Source organism: Citrobacter sp. MGH106, assembly GCF_001037495.1.
Taxonomy (GTDB): Bacteria; Pseudomonadota; Gammaproteobacteria; order Enterobacterales; family Enterobacteriaceae; genus Citrobacter; species Citrobacter murliniae.
The window spans coordinates 1,681,595-1,698,661 of record NZ_KQ089822.1; the positions used below are offsets into that span (position 1 = coordinate 1,681,595).

At 51.9% G+C, this 17,067-nt stretch carries 15 protein-coding genes; 11 read left to right on the forward strand and 4 right to left on the reverse strand.

What is annotated here, in order from left to right:
* Nucleotides 1–11 precede the first annotated feature (11 nt).
* The 9 genes from cheR to bglB all read left to right on the forward strand — a co-directional run bounded on the left by cheR (nt 12) and on the right by bglB (nt 9,769).
* Complete coding sequence (cheR, locus tag SK36_RS07960; RefSeq protein ID WP_045444179.1) at nt 12–878, forward strand: protein-glutamate O-methyltransferase CheR; 867 nt, start codon at nt 12–14, stop codon at nt 876–878.
* Nucleotides 875–1,924, forward strand: coding sequence for a protein-glutamate methylesterase/protein glutamine deamidase (gene cheB / locus SK36_RS07965; protein WP_045444175.1), 1,050 nt, complete (start codon nt 875–877; stop codon nt 1,922–1,924). Before cheR ends, cheB begins: the two co-directional genes overlap by 4 nt.
* Before the next feature lie 16 nt (nt 1,925–1,940).
* Nucleotides 1,941–2,330 carry a chemotaxis response regulator CheY gene (cheY, locus tag SK36_RS07970; protein WP_045444172.1) on the forward strand — a complete coding sequence of 130 codons (390 nt, stop codon included), beginning with the start codon at nt 1,941–1,943 and terminating at the stop codon, nt 2,328–2,330.
* 10 nt (nt 2,331–2,340) lie between these two features.
* A complete protein-coding gene (gene cheZ, locus SK36_RS07975) occupies nt 2,341–2,985 on the forward strand; it encodes a protein phosphatase CheZ (RefSeq protein WP_045444169.1) in 645 nt (214 codons plus the stop codon).
* A 179-nt stretch (nt 2,986–3,164) separates the two neighbouring features.
* The gene (flhB, locus tag SK36_RS07980) at nt 3,165–4,316 is read left to right on the forward strand and encodes a flagellar biosynthesis protein FlhB (RefSeq protein ID WP_045444166.1); all 1,152 of its coding nucleotides are present in this window, start codon (nt 3,165–3,167) and stop codon (nt 4,314–4,316) included.
* Entirely contained in the window at nt 4,309–6,387 is a 2,079-nt protein-coding gene (gene flhA, locus SK36_RS07985) for a flagellar biosynthesis protein FlhA (RefSeq protein WP_045444164.1), read from the forward strand. Before flhB ends, flhA begins: the two co-directional genes overlap by 8 nt.
* Nucleotides 6,387–6,779 carry a flagellar protein FlhE gene (flhE, locus tag SK36_RS07990; protein ID WP_045444162.1) on the forward strand — a complete coding sequence of 131 codons (393 nt, stop codon included), beginning with the start codon at nt 6,387–6,389 and terminating at the stop codon, nt 6,777–6,779. The genes flhA and flhE overlap by 1 nt, the downstream gene beginning before the upstream one ends.
* Before the next feature lie 262 nt (nt 6,780–7,041).
* A complete protein-coding gene (locus SK36_RS07995; RefSeq protein WP_048221254.1) occupies nt 7,042–8,625 on the forward strand; it encodes an MFS transporter in 1,584 nt (527 codons plus the stop codon).
* A 4-nt stretch (nt 8,626–8,629) separates the two neighbouring features.
* A complete protein-coding gene (gene bglB / locus SK36_RS08000; protein ID WP_048221255.1) occupies nt 8,630–9,769 on the forward strand; it encodes a beta-galactosidase BglB in 1,140 nt (379 codons plus the stop codon).
* Here bglB and mrdA read toward each other — a convergent pair.
* Entirely contained in the window at nt 9,741–11,678 is a 1,938-nt protein-coding gene (gene mrdA, locus SK36_RS08005; RefSeq protein WP_048221256.1) for a penicillin-binding protein 2, read from the reverse strand. The two genes, bglB and mrdA, sit on opposite strands and share 29 nt — an antisense overlap.
* Before the next feature lie 185 nt (nt 11,679–11,863).
* Nucleotides 11,864–13,597, reverse strand: a complete 1,734-nt coding sequence (gene argS / locus SK36_RS08010; RefSeq protein ID WP_048221257.1) for an arginine--tRNA ligase — start codon at nt 13,595–13,597, stop codon at nt 11,864–11,866.
* 238 nt (nt 13,598–13,835) lie between these two features.
* On the opposite strand from argS, the gene SK36_RS08015 reads away from it, so the two are divergent.
* A complete protein-coding gene (locus SK36_RS08015; protein ID WP_045444150.1) occupies nt 13,836–14,402 on the forward strand; it encodes a VOC family protein in 567 nt (188 codons plus the stop codon).
* Between the two features lie 2 nt (nt 14,403–14,404).
* Nucleotides 14,405–15,151, forward strand: a complete 747-nt coding sequence (cutC, locus tag SK36_RS08020; protein ID WP_045444147.1) for a copper homeostasis protein CutC — start codon at nt 14,405–14,407, stop codon at nt 15,149–15,151.
* A gap of 178 nt (nt 15,152–15,329) precedes the next feature.
* Here cutC and cmoB read toward each other — a convergent pair whose 3' ends face one another.
* Together cmoB and cmoA are read right to left on the reverse strand one after the other, a co-directional pair.
* On the reverse strand, nt 15,330–16,298 hold the full coding sequence (gene cmoB / locus SK36_RS08025) for a tRNA 5-methoxyuridine(34)/uridine 5-oxyacetic acid(34) synthase CmoB (RefSeq protein ID WP_045444145.1): 969 nt from the start codon (nt 16,296–16,298) through the stop codon (nt 15,330–15,332).
* Nucleotides 16,295–17,038 carry a carboxy-S-adenosyl-L-methionine synthase CmoA gene (gene cmoA / locus SK36_RS08030; RefSeq protein WP_045444142.1) on the reverse strand — a complete coding sequence of 248 codons (744 nt, stop codon included), beginning with the start codon at nt 17,036–17,038 and terminating at the stop codon, nt 16,295–16,297. Before cmoA ends, cmoB begins: the two co-directional genes overlap by 4 nt.
* Between the last annotated feature and the right edge of the window lie 29 nt (nt 17,039–17,067).

Sequence of the window (17,067 nt, forward strand, 5' to 3'; positions counted from 1 at the left end):
GAGAAGGCGCTATGACATCATCTCTGCCCTCCGGGCAAACGTCATTATTGTTACAGATGACACAGCGCCTCGCGCTGTCTGACGCGCATTTTCGTCGGATATGTCAATTAATCTACCAGCGCGCGGGGATCGTGTTGGCCGACCACAAGCGGGACATGGTTTATAACCGCCTGGTTCGTCGGTTACGTACTCTGGAACTGGATGATTTTGGTCGTTATCTCAGCATGCTGGAAGCTAACCAGAACAGTGCTGAGTGGCAGGCCTTTATTAACTCCCTGACCACCAATCTGACCGCTTTTTTTCGCGAAGGGCATCATTTTCCGGTGCTGTCTGATCACGCTCGTCGACGCAACGGTGAATACCGCGTCTGGAGCGCGGCGGCGTCTACAGGGGAAGAACCCTACAGTATTGCAATTACGCTGGCTGATACCTTAGGTATGGCGCCGGGGCGCTGGCGCGTTTTTGCCAGCGATATTGATACTGAAGTGCTGGAAAAGGCCAGAAACGGAATTTATCGCCTTGATGAACTGAAAACCCTGTCGCCACAGCAGCTGCAGCGTTATTTCATGCGCGGTACCGGGCCACATGAAGGACTGGTCCGTGTACGACAAGAACTGGCGAGTCATGTTGAGTTTTCCAGTGTGAATTTGTTGGATAAAAAATACAACGTGCCCGGTCCATTCGACGCCATATTTTGTCGTAACGTCATGATCTATTTTGATAAAACGACTCAACAGGACATTTTGCACCGTTTTGTTCCACTCCTTAAACCTGACGGACTGTTATTTGCCGGTCATTCAGAAAACTTTAGCAACCTCGTGCGCGAGTTTAGCCTGCGCGGACAGACGGTGTATGCGCTAGGTAAGGATAAAGCATGAGTAAAATCAGGGTATTGTCGGTCGATGACTCCGCATTGATGCGTCAAATCATGACCGAGATTATTAACAGCCACAGTGATATGGAAATGGTCGCAACTGCGCCGGATCCGCTGGTAGCCCGGGATTTGATCAAAAAATTCAATCCCGATGTCCTGACCCTGGATGTGGAAATGCCGCGCATGGACGGTCTCGATTTTCTCGAGAAACTCATGCGCTTGCGCCCGATGCCGGTGGTGATGGTCTCTTCTTTGACCGGAAAAGGCTCTGAAGTGACGCTGCGGGCGCTGGAGCTGGGTGCTATTGATTTTGTCACCAAGCCACAGTTGGGGATCCGTGAAGGGATGCTGGCCTATAGCGAGATGATTGCGGAGAAAGTTCGTACCGCATCGCGCGCGCGTCTGGCGGCGCATAAGCCGATTTCTGCGCCGGCGACGCTGAAAGCTGTGCCGCTGCTCAGTTCTGAAAAACTGATCGCCATTGGCGCATCGACCGGGGGAACGGAAGCTATACGCCATGTACTGCAACCACTGCCGCTTTCCAGCCCGGCGGTGATTATCACGCAGCATATGCCGCCTGGGTTTACCCGGTCGTTTGCCGAACGTCTGAACAAGTTGTGTCAGATCAGCGTGAAAGAGGCAGAAGACGGGGAGCGCGTCTTACCCGGGCATGCGTATATCGCACCTGGCGACAAACATATGGAGCTGGCCCGCAGCGGAGCCAACTATCAGATCAAAATTCATGATGGCCCGCCGGTGAACCGGCACCGGCCTTCTGTGGATGTGCTGTTTCATTCGGTAGCAAAACACGCGGGGCGCAATGCCGTGGGAGTGATCCTCACGGGGATGGGTAACGATGGCGCAGCCGGAATGTTAGCGATGCACCAGGCTGGCGCCTGGACTATCGCGCAAAACGAAGCAAGTTGTGTGGTGTTCGGCATGCCGCGCGAGGCCATCAATATGGGTGGCGTGAGCGAAGTGGTCGATCTTAGCCAGGTAAGCCAGCAGATGCTGGCGAAAATCAGTGCCGGACAGGCAATACGTATTTAATGAGGAGCAGTATTTTATGGCGGATAAAGAGCTGAGATTTTTGGTTGTGGATGACTTTTCCACCATGCGTCGCATTGTGCGTAACCTGCTTAAAGAGCTGGGATTCAACAATGTTGAAGAAGCTGAGGACGGCGTGGATGCGCTGAACAAGCTGCAGGCGGGTGGGTTTGGTTTTGTTATTTCCGACTGGAATATGCCCAATATGGACGGTCTGGAACTGCTGAAAACTATTCGTGCAGATGGTGGCATGTCCTCCCTGCCGGTGCTGATGGTGACAGCTGAAGCGAAGAAAGAAAACATCATTGCGGCAGCACAGGCTGGCGCCAGTGGTTATGTTGTGAAGCCTTTCACGGCAGCTACGCTGGAAGAGAAACTCAATAAAATCTTTGAGAAACTGGGCATGTGAGGGTGTGATGATGATGCAACCACAAATTAAACCTGTTGATGAACATTCAGCAGGGGATATCATCGCGCGCATCGGTAGTTTAACCCGAATGCTGCGTGACAGCCTGCGTGAACTGGGGCTGGATCAGGCGATTGCAGAAGCGGCGGAAGCGATTCCCGATGCGCGCGATCGTCTGGATTATGTTGTACAGATGACCGCGCAAGCGGCAGAGCGCGCACTGAACAGCGTGGAAGCCTCGCAGCCGCACCAGGATGCGATGGAAAAAGGGGCCAAAGCCCTGACCAAACGCTGGGATGAATGGTTCGAAAATCCTATTGAGCTGTCCGATGCCCGTGAACTGGTCACTGACACCCGACAGTTCCTGGGCGATGTCCCCGGTCATACCAGCTTTACCAACGCCCAATTGCTGGACATCATGATGGCGCAGGATTTCCAGGATCTGACCGGTCAGGTTATCAAGCGTATGATGGATGTTATTCAGGAAATTGAGCGTCAACTGCTGATGGTGCTGCTGGAGAATATTCCGGAGCAGGGCGCTCGTCCAAAACGCGAAAACGAAAGCTTGCTCAACGGCCCACAGGTTGATACTTCGAAAGCCGGCGTGGTGGCAAGCCAGGATCAGGTGGACGACCTGCTGGATAGTCTCGGATTCTGATACGTATTTGCCGGATGGAGATGTCCGTGCATCTTATCCGGCCTACACTTGCATGTAGGCCGGAGCTGCTAATTGGCGTTAAAGCTATAAATCCCATCTTTTTTACCGCTTACTCTTCCCATTGCTGGATTACTGTTCTGGCATCATTCTCGCCTATCTCTCGATCCAGGGTCTGATGCGTGGCAGAAGAAAGCGACGACGACAAAACAGAAGCCCCCACACCCCACCGACTTGAAAAAGCGCGGGAAGAGGGGCAGATCCCCCGTTCCAAAGAGCTTACCTCACTGCTTATTTTGCTGGTGGGCGTGTGCATTATCTGGATCGGTGGGGAGTCGCTTGCCCGTAAACTGGCCGGAATGTTGTCTGCCGGTCTGCGCTTTGATCACAGTATGGTCAATGACCCTAACTTGATCCTCAGCCAAATCATCCTGCTGATTAAAGATGCCATGGTTGCGCTGTTACCGCTGATTACCGGCGTGGTTCTGGTGGCTTTGATCTCTCCGGTGATGCTGGGAGGCTTGATCTTCAGTGGTAAATCGCTGCAACCCAAATTCTCGAAGTTAAATCCGCTGCCGGGTATTAAGCGCATGTTTTCAGCGCAAACCGGGGCGGAGTTGTTAAAAGCGATATTGAAATCCACGCTGGTTGGCAGCGTAACCGGATTTTATCTCTGGCATAACTGGCCGGAGATGATGCGTCTGATGGCCGAGTCGCCGGTGACGGCGATGGGTAATGCCCTGGATTTAGTCGGTATGTGCGCACTCCTGGTGGTGCTTGGGGTCATTCCGATGGTGGGGTTTGACGTCTTTTTCCAGATTTATAGCCACATTAAAAAGCTGCGGATGTCACGCCAGGATATTCGCGATGAGTTTAAAGAAAGTGAAGGTGATCCGCATGTGAAGGGAAAAATTCGCCAAATGCAGCGTGCCGCAGCGCAGCGTCGCATGATGGCGGATGTGCCGAAAGCGGATGTTATCGTGACCAACCCCACGCACTACTCGGTCGCCTTGCAGTATGACGAAAATAAAATGAGTGCGCCAAGAGTCATTGCCAAAGGCGCAGGGCTGGTGGCCTTGCGTATTCGTGAAATTGGCGCTGAGCATCGTATTCCCACTTTAGAAGCACCGCCGCTGGCGCGTGCGCTATATCGCCATGCTGATATTGGTCAGCAAATACCTGGCCAATTGTATGCGGCCGTCGCAGAAGTACTGGCCTGGGTATGGCAGCTAAAACGCTGGCGTCTGGCCGGCGGAACGCGTCCACCACAACCTGGAAATCTTCCAGTGCCAGAAGCACTGGATTTCATGAACGAGAAGAATACTGATGGCTAATCTGGTCGCGATGCTGCGTCTGCCCAACAATCTGAAATCCACGCAATGGCAAATTCTTGCCGGGCCGATCCTCATCCTGCTGATCCTGTCGATGATGGTGCTGCCGCTGCCGGCTTTCATCCTCGACTTATTGTTTACCTTTAACATTGCGCTGTCGATCATGGTACTGCTGGTGGCTATGTTTACCCAGCGTACGCTGGAATTTGCCGCCTTCCCGACGATTTTGCTGTTCACTACATTGTTACGCCTTGCGCTGAACGTTGCATCTACACGTATTATTTTGATGGAAGGTCATACCGGCTCGGCAGCGGCGGGAAAGGTAGTGGAGGCCTTTGGTCACTTTCTGGTTGGCGGTAACTTTGCTATCGGTATCGTGGTCTTCGTTATTCTCGTCATTATCAACTTTATGGTTATCACCAAAGGTGCCGGGCGTATTGCCGAGGTCGGCGCGCGCTTTGTGCTGGACGGGATGCCGGGCAAACAGATGGCAATTGACGCCGATCTGAATGCCGGACTTATTGGTGAAGACGAGGCTAAAAAACGTCGTTCAGAAGTGACGCAGGAAGCGGATTTTTACGGCTCAATGGACGGTGCGAGTAAATTCGTGCGCGGAGATGCCATCGCCGGTATTTTGATCATGGTTATCAACGTGATCGGCGGTTTGCTGGTAGGGGTATTGCAACATGGCATGAGCATGGGAAGCGCGGCAGAAAGTTATACCCTGTTGACTATTGGTGACGGGCTGGTTGCGCAAATCCCTGCTCTGGTTATCTCTACAGCGGCGGGCGTTATCGTAACCCGCGTGAGTACCGATCAGGACGTCGGTGAACAGATGGTTACCCAGCTGTTCAGTAACCCCAGCGTCATGTTGCTCAGTGCTGCGGTACTCGGCTTATTGGGTCTGGTTCCGGGGATGCCCAATCTGGTATTCCTGATGTTTACCGCAGCGTTGCTGGGGCTTGCCTGGTGGTTGCGCGGTCGTGAGAAAAAAGCGCCAGAGGAACCTCAGTCGGTGAAGATGCCGGAAAATAACTCGGTGGTGGAAGCCACATGGAACGATGTGCAACTGGAAGATTCTCTGGGAATGGAGGTTGGTTATCGCCTGATCCCGATGGTGGACTTTCAGCAGGATGGCGAGCTACTGGGGCGAATTCGCAGCATTCGCAAGAAGTTTGCCCAGGATATGGGCTTCCTGCCGCCGGTGGTACACATCCGCGACAATATGGATCTGCAACCCGCCCGCTATCGCATTCTGATGAAAGGCGTTGAGATTGGCAGCGGTGACGCCTATCCGGGGCGCTGGCTGGCAATCAACCCTGGTACGGCAGCCGGGTCGCTGCCAGGCGAAAAAACGGTCGACCCGGCCTTCGGTCTGGATGCTATCTGGATTGAAAGCGCGCTAAAAGAACAGGCACAAATTCAGGGCTTTACGGTTGTGGAAGCCAGTACCGTCGTCGCCACCCACCTTAATCACTTGATTGGTCAGTTCGCCGCCGAGCTGTTTGGTCGTCAGGAGGCGCAACAGCTGCTGGATCGCGTTTCGCAGGAGATGCCAAAACTGACTGAAGATTTAGTGCCAGGCGTCGTGACGCTGACCACGCTGCATAAAGTTCTGCAGAATTTGTTGGATGAAAAAGTGCCCATTCGAGATATGCGCACCATTCTCGAAACGCTGGCTGAGCACGCGCCTTTACAGAACGATCCGCATGAACTTACCGCTGTGGTGCGTGTTGCGCTGGGGCGGGCGATCACTCAGCAGTGGTTCCCGGGTAACGAAGAAGTTCAGGTTATTGGCCTTGATACGCCACTTGAGCGTTTGCTGTTGCAAGCATTACAGGGCGGTGGTGGTCTGGAGCCAGGGCTGGCAGACCGACTTCTGGCGCAGACTCAGGAAGCATTATCACGTCAGGAGATGCTGGGGGCGCCGCCGGTACTGCTGGTTAATCATGCATTGCGTCCGTTACTGGCCCGCTTTCTACGTCGCAGCATACCGCAACTGGTGGTGCTGTCGAACATGGAGCTGTCCGATAACCGCCATATCCGCATGACTGCGACCATTGGGGGTAAATAATGCGCAAGTTTCTTTGGCTGTTACTCTTTCCTCTGGCGGTGCAGGCCGCCGGAGAAGGCGCCTGGCAGGCAAGCGGTATGGGCATTACCTTAAATTATCGTGGTGAGTCAGCCTCATCAGCACCGCTTGTCTCCAGCCAGCCAGTTTCCGGGTTGATGACTCTGGTAGCCTGGCGTTACGAGCTGAATGGTCCAACACCTGCGGGATTACGGGTACGTTTATGTTCTCAGTCCCGCTGTGTCGAGCTTGACGGGCAAAGCGGGACGACTCACGGGTTTAACAATGTTCCCGCCGTTGAGCCGATGCATTTTGTCTGGGAAGTCCCCGGTGGCGGACGTCTGATCCCGGCTTTGCAGGTTCAAAGTAACCAGGTGATTGTGAACTACCGTTAATTCCCTTCGTTATATCAGCCAGCAGATGAAACTGCTGGCTTCCTCGCAATTTTGACCTACCTCTTTGATTAAAAAGAAACGCTGTTTTATAAAATAGGTGACGTACGTTGCCGGACTCTTTGTGCTGTTGCCATTTCGTCAGAATTGCTGGCAGAAATAGAAAGGTTTCACTTACTGTTAGCTTTTACTGTGACCCTGTAAGGATGCCCAATGTCAAAACGAGGATTGCGGGGCCTCCCATTAATTTGCAGGGGTAACGGCAATGAACACGCGTAAAATTAGTCTGGTAAATTATTTTGCTTACGGTTCAGGTGACTTTTTAGGAGCGGGGACAACGGCGCTAACCGCCGCATGGTTACTCTATTTCTACACTACCTTCTGTGGACTGACACCTATCGAGGCGACGTTTATTTTTGCCACCGCCAGGGTGCTGGATGCGGTGGTTAGTCCGTTAATGGGTTTTTTAACGGATAATTTTGGTTCGACCTGGCTTGGCAAGCGTTTTGGCCGCCGTAAATTCTTTATTCTTCTGGGTATTCCCTGTGTTTTTAGCTACTCACTAATGTGGGTTGGCGATATGGGGTTCTGGTATTACCTGCTGACTTATCTGCTGTTTGATGTGGTCTACACCATGATTCTGGTGCCTTATGAAACACTGGTACCGGAAATGACGGATGACTTTAAACAGAAAACCAAGTTTTCTGGCGCACGCATTTCAATGGCGCAAATGTCAGCCATTCTTGCCTCGTTCTTACCGGGAGTGCTGCTCACTCTGTTTGGTAAAGACAACCCTGTTTCATTTTTCTATGCGAGTCTGGTGTTTTCGGTGCTGTGTGCGCTGATGCTAACCTTCGTATGGTTTTTTACCTGGGAGCGCCCGCGTGAGGAATGGACCGAAGCAGCGCTTCGGGCTGAAGAAGAGAAGAAAAGCCTGAGCTTTGGTCAGAGTATGAACCGTCTGTTTGTCGAGCTAAGTTCGACGCTGCGGGTCAGGATTTTCCGCCAACATTTGGGCATGTATCTGGGTGGCTACATCGCGCAGGACGTCTTTAATGCAGTCTTTACTTATTACGTTGTTTTCGTGCTGATGCAGGATGCCTCAATGGCCTCGAATCTGCTGGGGACGATGGCTATCTTCCAGTTTATTGCGGTTATCGCCATGATACCGCTGTGCATCCGCTTTGGACCTGCGCCGTCTTACCGAATGGTGGTTGTGCTGTTTGGTTTGAGTTCACTCTCTTACGCAGTGCTGTATTACTCCGGGTTGAGCGATATTTATACCTTATTGTTGCTGGTTTCCGCCATGGCTGGTCTGGGGCGTGGCGGCATCAATTACGTACCGTGGAATACCTACACTTATATTGCCGATGTTGATGAGGTGATTACGGGTCAGCGTCGCGAAGGGATCTTCGCGGGCATTATGACGCTAACGCGCAAAGCCTCACAGGCGGGAGCCGTCATGCTGGTGGGGATTGTCATGCAGATGTCTGGATTTGTATCAGGTCAAAGCACGCAACCTGCGGCGGTCAGCCATACCATCTTGTTAATCCTGAGTTGCGGGACGCTGATTGTTCTGGCGCTTGGATTCCTCGTTTCCCTGCGTTTCAAGCTAAACCTGCAAACGCATAGCATCCTGCGTGAAGAGACTGCGAAAATGCGTGAGTCGGGTCGGGCGATGCCGGAAACGCTCACGCCACAGGTTCGCGCTACCGTAGAGATGCTGTCGGGCATGCCGTATGAATCGCTTTGGGGTAATAACAATATTGGTTACCTGAATCGTAATAAACCTGCTGCGTCACGGCTGGAACATGGCACAGCATTGAATTCGACATTGCACAGAGGTTAAGTAGATGATTGTTTACCCGGTGAAACACAGTCCGTTGTTGCGTCAGCCAGAACATTTTATTGCCAGAGATGAATTAAAAAACCTTATTAAGAAGGTGACCCATAACCTTATCAATATCAATGATCAAACAGGTGAGTTCTTGTTGCGACTGGACGATGGACGCGTCATTGATACCAAAGGATGGGCTGGATGGGAGTGGACGCACGGTGTCGGCTTGTACGGAATGTATCAGTATTATCAGCAAACTGGCGATGAAACGATGCGCGATACCATCGACAGCTGGTTTGCCGACCGCTTTGCTGAAGGGGCTACCACCAAAAACGTCAACACCATGGCACCGTTTTTGACGCTGGCGTATCGCTATGAAGAAACGCGTAATCCCGCTTATTTACCGTGGCTTGATTCCTGGGCTGAGTGGGCAATGTATGAAATGCCGCGTACTGACTTCGGCGGCATGCAGCACATTACGCTGGCGGAAGAGAATCATCAGCAGATGTGGGATGACACGCTGATGATGACGGTTTTACCGTTGGCGAAGATTGGTCAATTGCTCAACCGACCAGAATATGTCGAAGAAGCGACGTATCAGTTCCTGTTGCATGTACAAAACCTGATGGATAAAGAAACGGGGCTGTGGTTTCACGGCTGGAACTATGAAGGGCATCATAACTTCGCCAACGCGCGCTGGGCGCGCGGGAACAGCTGGTTAACTATCGTTATTCCTGACTTCCTCGAACTGGTAGATTTACCGGAAAATAATGCGGTTCGCCGCTATCTGGCACAGGTGTTGAACGCGCAGATTGCAGCTCTGGCGAAATGTCAGGATGAGAGTGGTTTATGGCATACGTTGTTGGACGATCCGCACTCTTATCTGGAATCCTCGGCCACTGCGGGGTTTGCTTATGGGATCCTGAAAGCAGTGCGTAAACGCTATGTCGGTCAGGAATACGCGGCTGTGGCGGAGAAGGCCATCAGAGGCATTGTGAAACATATTTCGCCGGAAGGTGAACTGCTGCAAACCTCCTTTGGTACCGGGATGGGGCACAACCTCGATTTTTATCGCCATATCCCGCTGACCTCGATGCCTTATGGACAGGCGATGGCGATGTTGTGTCTTACCGAATACTTGCGTAAGTATTTTTGATGGCGAGGCCCGATGACGCCGCAATGATCGGGCCTGGTGTTGCTGTGGCATCTGATGGTGTGTTGCTCTCCTGCGGCGCAAACAGATGATCCATGATTTGACGCATTATCGGTGCGGCGGTAACACCGTCGCTGCCGCCGTTCTCGAGAATCAACGCCACTGCGACTTTCGGGTTTTTATACGGAGCAAAAGCGGTATAGAACACATGATCCCGCAAGCGGATGGGGATCATCTTCGCATTGTAGGTCTGGTTTTCCTTCAAACTAAAAACCTGTGATGTGCCACTTTTAGCGGCAATACCGTAGGGCGCGGTGTGGAAAAATTTGTAACCCGTGCCGTTCGGTTCATTCGCCATGCCAAACATCGCCTGACGCACCAGCCCCCAATAGGGAGATGCGGCAGAGGCAATTTGTGTTGACGTTTTTGGTGCCTGATAAGGTGTGACGGATTTGCCGCTTTCTTCATCTTGTAACAGGTGAGGGGAGATCACTTTCCCATTGTTAATCAGCGCCACCATGGCTTTCACCATCTGGATCGGCGTGGCTATCCAGTAACCCTGACCAATGCCGACTGAAATCGTATCACCCTGATACCAGGCTTTTTTATGTACCCGCTGTTTCCAGTCGCGGCTTGGTAACAGACCGTCGTACTCTTCATCGAGATCGATGCCGGTGGGTTTACCGTAGCCAAACTGACTGAGCGTGTTGTGTATCCGGTCTATGCCCATCATATATGCCACCTGATAGAAGAATGTATCGGCAGATTCTTCTATTGCTTTGGTCACATCCAGCATACCGTGACCGGTTTTTTTCCAGTCACGGTAATGGCGTTCAGTGCCGGGTAGCGTCCAGGTCGGGGCGCCGAAGAAGCTGGTTTGTGGCGTGATTACTCCGCTCAATAAGGCTGACATTGCCATGTATGGTTTTACGGTTGAGGCGGGGGGATACAACCCCTGCGTGACGCGGTTTATCAGCGGCAGGTCTTTATCCTGTAGTAGCTTGTTATAGTCCTGGTAGCTAATGCCTTTTACAAACGGATTCGGGTCGTAGCTGGGATTCGACACCATGGCCAGCACTGAGCCGTCGTGCGGATCTTCAACCAGTACGGCGGCACGCTGACCTGCCAACAGGCTCTCAATATATTCCTGTAAGTGTAAATCCAGCGTCAGATGAACATCCTTACCGGCGACAGGCGGTACATCTTTTAGCAAGCGCACGATGCGTCCGTGGTTATCCACTTCAACTTCCTGATACCCGGTTTTACCGTGCAGATCGTTTTCATAGTAGTGCTCAATTCCCTGTTTGCCGATGTTATGGTCGGCGGCATAATTTTCTGCCAGCCCTTTTTTATCCAGCGCTTTTAGATCGCTGTCGTTGATTTTAGAGACATAGCCGAGTACATGCGCCAGCTCTGCACCATAAGGGTACTGGCGATCTTCATAGCTGTTGATGGTGACGCCGCTGAAATGAAACTGGTTAACCGAGAAGCGGGCGATCTCCACATCGGTCAGCGCATTTTTAAGCACCACAGGGCGATAGCGGCTGCTGGATTTCAGATCATGGCGAAACTGGTCAATATCATCCGCAGTAAGGTCAACAATTGGCGTTAACTGTTTTAGCAGTGTATCCATGTCGTTGATCTTATAAGGGGTAACTGAAATATCGTACCAGGTGACGTTGCGTACCAGTGGGATACCGTTGCGATCGTAAATGATGCCGCGTGTTGGGGCGACAGGCAGCATTTTGATGTCATTGGCATTCGAGCGGGTGGTGTAATACTGGTGCTCGCGAATTTGTAAGTTGTAGAGGTTATAGACAAGGATGCCAAAACAGATGACCACCAGGCCAAAGGCCACCATTACCCGTCGCTGAAAGAGTTTCTCTTCCGCTGCAAAATCTCTGAATGTCATTGACCCGTACCCGATTAATTCGCCGCCTAATGATACGGAGGCTGAAACGGGATAACAGACAAAAGATGTTCCATCTCTCGATGGAAATGTGTCATTCCTTGTGAATTGTTTCAGACCAGCATGTCCGGAAATAAAAAAGGCCTGAGTCCGGATTACGAACTCAGGCCTGGTATTTTTTAATATGCTTACATGCGTTCTACGGTTTCGATACCCAGTGTATCCAGACCCAGTTTCAGCGTTTTCGCCGTTAACTGTGCCAGTTTCAGGCGGCTGTTACGGATCTCTTCGTTTTCAGCGCTGAGGATTGGACAATGTTCGTAGAAGCCAGAGAACAGACCGGCAACGTCGTACAGGTAGGCACACATCACGTGCGGCGTACCTTCGCGCGCAACAACGGTCAGTGTTTCTTCAAACTGCAGCAGGCGGGCCGCCAACTGGGCTTCGCGATCTTCGCTGATAATGACCTGCGCACTGGCAAGCGCGCTTTCATCGATATCCGCTTTACGGAAAACTGACAGCACACGGGTGTAGGCATACTGCATATACGGTGCGGTATTGCCTTCAAAGGCGAGCATGTTGTCCCAGTCGAAGATGTAGTCGGTAGTACGGTTTTTTGACAGATCTGCATATTTCACCGCGCCGATACCGACCGCATTCGCCAGTTTTTCCAGTTCGTCGGCAGGCATGTCCGGGTTCTTTTCAGCCACCAGGCGACGTGCGCGCTCCAGCGCTTCATCCAGCAGATCGGCCAGTTTTACCGTACCGCCGGCACGCGTTTTGAACGGTTTACCGTCTTTACCGAGCATCATACCGAACATGTGGTGTTCCAGTGGTACGGAGTCTGGCACGTAACCTGCTTTACGCACGATAGTCCATGCCTGCATTAAATGCTGATGCTGGCGGGAGTCGATGTAATACAGTACACGATCGGCGTGCAGCGTTTCATAACGATACTTCGCACAAGCGATATCAGTCGTGGTGTAGAGATAGCCGCCATCTTTCTTCTGAATGATAACGCCCATCGGTTCGCCTTCCTTGTTTTTATACTCATCAAGGAATACAACGGTTGCGCCTTCACTCTCAACGGCCAGACCTTTGGCTTTCAGGTCAGCAACAATGCCAGGCAGCATTGGGTTGTACAGGCTTTCACCCATCACGTCATCGCGCGTCAGAGTGACGTTCAGACGATCGTAGGTTAACTGGTTCTGCGACATGGTGATGTCCACCAGCTTGCGCCACATCTCGCGGAAATAGGCATCGCCACCTTGCAATTTCACCACATAGCTACGGGCGCGCTCGGCGAATTCTTCATCTTCGTCGTAATGTTTTTTTGCATCGCGGTAGAAACCTTCAAGATCGGCCAGCGCCATCTCTCCGGCATTTTCCTGCTGTTGTTTTTCCAGCCACGCGATGAGCATACCGAACTGCGTACCCCAGTCACCGACGTGGTTCGCGCGAATCACATTATGACCAAGGAACTCCAGTGTACGTACCGCCGCGTCACCGATGATGGTAGAGCGCAGGTGACCAACGTGCATCTCTTTCGCCACGTTAGGCGCAGAGTAGTCGACGACAACGGTTTGTTTAGCGGGCTGGGTGACGCCCAAACGCTCGGAAGTCAGCGCCTGCTGGACGTGTTGCGCCAGAAATGCCGGATCGAGAAAAATGTTGATAAAGCCCGGGCCAGCGATTTCAACTTTGCTGGCAATCCCGTTGAGATCCAGATGAGTCAGCACCTGCTCTGCAAGTTGTCGCGGCGCCATACCCAGTTTTTTAGCAACTGCCATCATGCCGTTGGCCTGATAGTCGCCGAACTGTACTTTTGCTGACTGACGAACCTGTGGTTCGCAATCTGCAGGCGCGCCTGCAGCAATCATGGCCTGACTGACTTTTTCTGAGAGAAGAGCCTGAATATTCACCGGAATACCTTACATTTATGAAGCGGGTTGATGTACACCGCACCAGTTTAAGAATTTAGGGCGGGAGTATACTGCAAATGGCCGTTGCCGTCAGCATTGCGAGTGTCGCCGGCTGACTGAAATATAAACAATGTAATTACGTATAATTATTCATGTTGTATCTGAAAAAATCAGCAGTTGGATGGGGCTGCGCAACAGAGTAAATTAGCGGCTTTGAATATGGATATGAGCATTCAATATGGCTAACTGGCAGACTGTTGAAGAACTGCATGATATTTCCGCAGATTTACCGCATTTCACTCAGGCGTTAACGGAGCTTTCCACCCGTCTTGGTCTGGATATCTCATCGCTTGAAGCCGATCACATTTCTCTGCGCTGTCATCAAAATACTACCGCAGAGCGCTGGCGCCGGGGATTCGAACAGTGTGGCGAACTGCTGTCGGAAAATATCATTAACGGCAGACCCATTTGCCTGTTCAAACTGAATGAGCCGGTTTGTGTAGCACACTGGCAGTTTACAGTTGTCGAGTTGCCATGGCCGGGTGAGAAGCGTTACCCGCACGAGGGTTGGGAGCATATTGAAATCGTTCTGCCTGGCGACCCGGAATTACTTAATACCCGGGCACTGGCACTGCTGTGTGATGAGGGATTAAGTCAGCCGGGAATATTCGTCAAGACCAGTTCGCCGAAAGGAGAGCGTGAGCGTTTACCGAATCCGACGCTGGCGGTTAGCGATGGTAATGTGACCATCAAGTTTCATCCGTGGTCAATTGAAGCGATTGTGGCAAGCGAACAACAGGAGTGAGTATGGCATTGCTGGAAATCTGCTGTTACAGCATGGAGTGTGCGCGCACAGCGCAGCAATATGGCGCGGATCGCATAGAACTTTGCTCTGCCCCCAAGGAGGGAGGCTTAACGCCGTCTCTGGGCGTATTGCGGTCAGTACGTCAGCACGTTTCCATCCCTGTTAACCCAATTATCCGTCCGCGTGGGGGGGATTTTTGTTATACCGATGGGGAATTTGCCGCGATGCTTGATGATATCGCTATGGTCAAAGAGTTGGGGTTCTCAGGGGTGGTTACCGGCGTATTAGATGTCGATGGCAATATCGATATGCCGCGTATGGAAAAAATAATGGCTGCCGCCGGCCCGTTAAGCGTCACCTTTCACCGGGCCTTTGATATGTGTTCTAACCCATTAAATGCACTGAAAAATTTATCTCAATTGGGCATCGCAAGAGTACTGACTTCTGGTCAAAAATCAGACGCACAGCAAGGTTTAACAAAAATAATGGAACTTATTGCGCAGGAGGGTGCTCCAATCATTATGGCCGGAGCGGGGGTTCGCGCCGCGAATTTGTCGCAGTTCCTCGACGCCGGAGTGCAGGAAGTCCACAGTTCTGCCGGAGTATGGCTGGCTTCACCCATGCGTTATCGCAATTCGGGGTTGTCGATGTCTTCGGATGCACAAGCGGATGAATATTCCCGCTATGCGGTAGACGGGGCGGCGGTTGCTGAAATGAAAGCAATCATTGCATGCCATCAGGCCAGCTGATTTTTACCGTTGCATCATGTCGCCCAATATGATGCTTGCTCGTACCAGGCCCCTGCAATTTCAACAGGGGCCTTTTTTTCTCCTTCATATTCCAAGCCGCAGCGGTGTTGGCTGCCTTGCTGCAACTTGAACTATTTTGGAGAAGTGGTGCTATACGTAACAGCTATCTGGCAATCCATTACGGTTTACGCGCAATCAAAACCGCACGTAATGGGGCGGGGTAGCCTTCAACCGTTTTGCTGTGGTCGTTCGGGTCAAGGAAGTCGGCCAGTGATTCGGTAATCATCCACTCGGTACGGCGCTGTTCTTCTGTGCTGGTAACACTCACGTCAGCGATACGCACATCGACAAATCCACATTTTTCCAGCCAGTTTTTAAGCGCCAGCGCAGAAGGAATAAAATAGACGTTACGCATTTGCGCGTAGCGGTCACCCGGCACCAGCACGGTGTTTTCGTCACCTTCGACCACCAGCGTTTCCAGCACCAGTTCACCATCTTGTACCAGTTGATCTTTCAACTGCCAGAGATGTTCCAGCGGAGAACGGCGGTGATAAAGCACGCCCATCGAGAAAACGGTATCAAATGCTTTTAGCGCCGGAAGCTGCTCAATACCCAGCGGCAGCAGGTGTGCGCGTTGGTCGTTGCCTAAAAGCTTACGTACCGCTTCAAACTGACACAGGAACAGCTGTGTCGGATCAATCCCTACCGCCAGATGCGCACCTGCGCCAATCATGCGCCACATGTGGTATCCGCTGCCACAGCCAACATCAAGAATGGTTCGCCCGGTTAGATCAGACAGATGCGGCAAAACGCGATCCCATTTCCAGTCAGAGCGCCATTCGGTATCGATATTCACACCGTACAGCGAGTAGGGCCCTTTACGCCACGGCATCAAGTTACGCATCAGGGTATCGATGCGTTTGCGCTGCCCTTCACTCAGTGGCTCTGCACTTTCGGCGGTCACGCTGTGCAGTAAATCCAGACGATGTGGCGTCAGCTCCGGTAAAAACTCGACCGCGTTCGACCACTGCTTAAACAAGCCATGTTGATCTCGCTGCCAGGCGGCAATTTGCGCCGGTAGTGTTTCCAGCCAATGAGAAAGATGATTCTTGGCGATTAGCTGATAAAAGTTACCAAAGTCGATCATGCAGAAACCTCAGCTTTCAGCGCTACCAGAGAACCAAAATTGAAGCACTGGAACCACAGTTCGCTGTGTTCAAAGCCGGCCTTGCGCAGACGCGCTTTGTGAGTTTCAACAGAGTCGGTCAGCATCACGTTTTCCAGCATGCTGCGCTTCTGGCTGATTTCCAGTTCGCTGTAGCCATTTGCCCGTTTGAAGTCGTGGTGCATGTTGAACAGCAGTTCGCCAACGTGGGTATCTTCGAAGCTGAATTTCTCTGACAGCACTAGTGCGCCGCCGGGATTCAGCCCCTGATAAATCTTATCCAACAATGCCTGGCGCTCAGCTGGCTCAAGGAATTGCAGGGTAAAATTCAGCACCACCATAGAGGCGTTTTCAATAGTGATGTTGCGAATATCTCCCTCGACAATCTCGACCGGAGTCGGTGCTTTATAGGCATCAATATGGCGGCGGCAACGTTCGACCATCGCCGGGGAATTATCGACGGCGATAATTTTGCAATTATCATGATGAATATTGCGACGCACCGAGAGCGTCGCAGCGCCCAGAGAGCAGCCCAAATCATAGATCTGTGAGTGGGGTTGCACGAAACGTTCGGCCAGCATACCAATCATTGAAATGATGTTTGAGTAGCCGGGAACGGAACGCTGGATCATGTCCGGGAAGACTTCAGCTACCCGTTCATCAAAGGTCCAGTCACCCAGACTGGCGATAGGCGCAGAAAAAAGCGTGTCGCGGTGAGACATAACGTAAAAATCCGGGAAAAATAAAGTGG

What these genes read in the sequence shown, in the direction of transcription:
- cheR (WP_045444179.1), top strand. Translation starts at nt 12, where the DNA reads ATGACATCATCTCTGCCCTCCGGGCAAACGTCATTATTGTTACAGATG.
- bglB (WP_048221255.1), top strand. Translation starts at nt 8,630, where the DNA reads ATGATTGTTTACCCGGTGAAACACAGTCCGTTGTTGCGTCAGCCAGAA.
- SK36_RS08015 (WP_045444150.1), top strand. Translation starts at nt 13,836, where the DNA reads ATGGCTAACTGGCAGACTGTTGAAGAACTGCATGATATTTCCGCAGAT.
- cmoB (WP_045444145.1), bottom strand. Translation starts at nt 16,298, where the DNA reads ATGATCGACTTTGGTAACTTTTATCAGCTAATCGCCAAGAATCATCTT.
- cmoA (WP_045444142.1), bottom strand. Translation starts at nt 17,038, where the DNA reads ATGTCTCACCGCGACACGCTTTTTTCTGCGCCTATCGCCAGTCTGGGT.
- cheZ (WP_045444169.1), top strand. Translation starts at nt 2,341, where the DNA reads ATGATGCAACCACAAATTAAACCTGTTGATGAACATTCAGCAGGGGAT.
- mrdA (WP_048221256.1), bottom strand. Translation starts at nt 11,678, where the DNA reads ATGACATTCAGAGATTTTGCAGCGGAAGAGAAACTCTTTCAGCGACGG.
- cheY (WP_045444172.1), top strand. Translation starts at nt 1,941, where the DNA reads ATGGCGGATAAAGAGCTGAGATTTTTGGTTGTGGATGACTTTTCCACC.
- SK36_RS07995 (WP_048221254.1), top strand. Translation starts at nt 7,042, where the DNA reads ATGAACACGCGTAAAATTAGTCTGGTAAATTATTTTGCTTACGGTTCA.
- cheB (WP_045444175.1), top strand. Translation starts at nt 875, where the DNA reads ATGAGTAAAATCAGGGTATTGTCGGTCGATGACTCCGCATTGATGCGT.
- cutC (WP_045444147.1), top strand. Translation starts at nt 14,405, where the DNA reads ATGGCATTGCTGGAAATCTGCTGTTACAGCATGGAGTGTGCGCGCACA.
- flhE (WP_045444162.1), top strand. Translation starts at nt 6,387, where the DNA reads ATGCGCAAGTTTCTTTGGCTGTTACTCTTTCCTCTGGCGGTGCAGGCC.
- flhA (WP_045444164.1), top strand. Translation starts at nt 4,309, where the DNA reads ATGGCTAATCTGGTCGCGATGCTGCGTCTGCCCAACAATCTGAAATCC.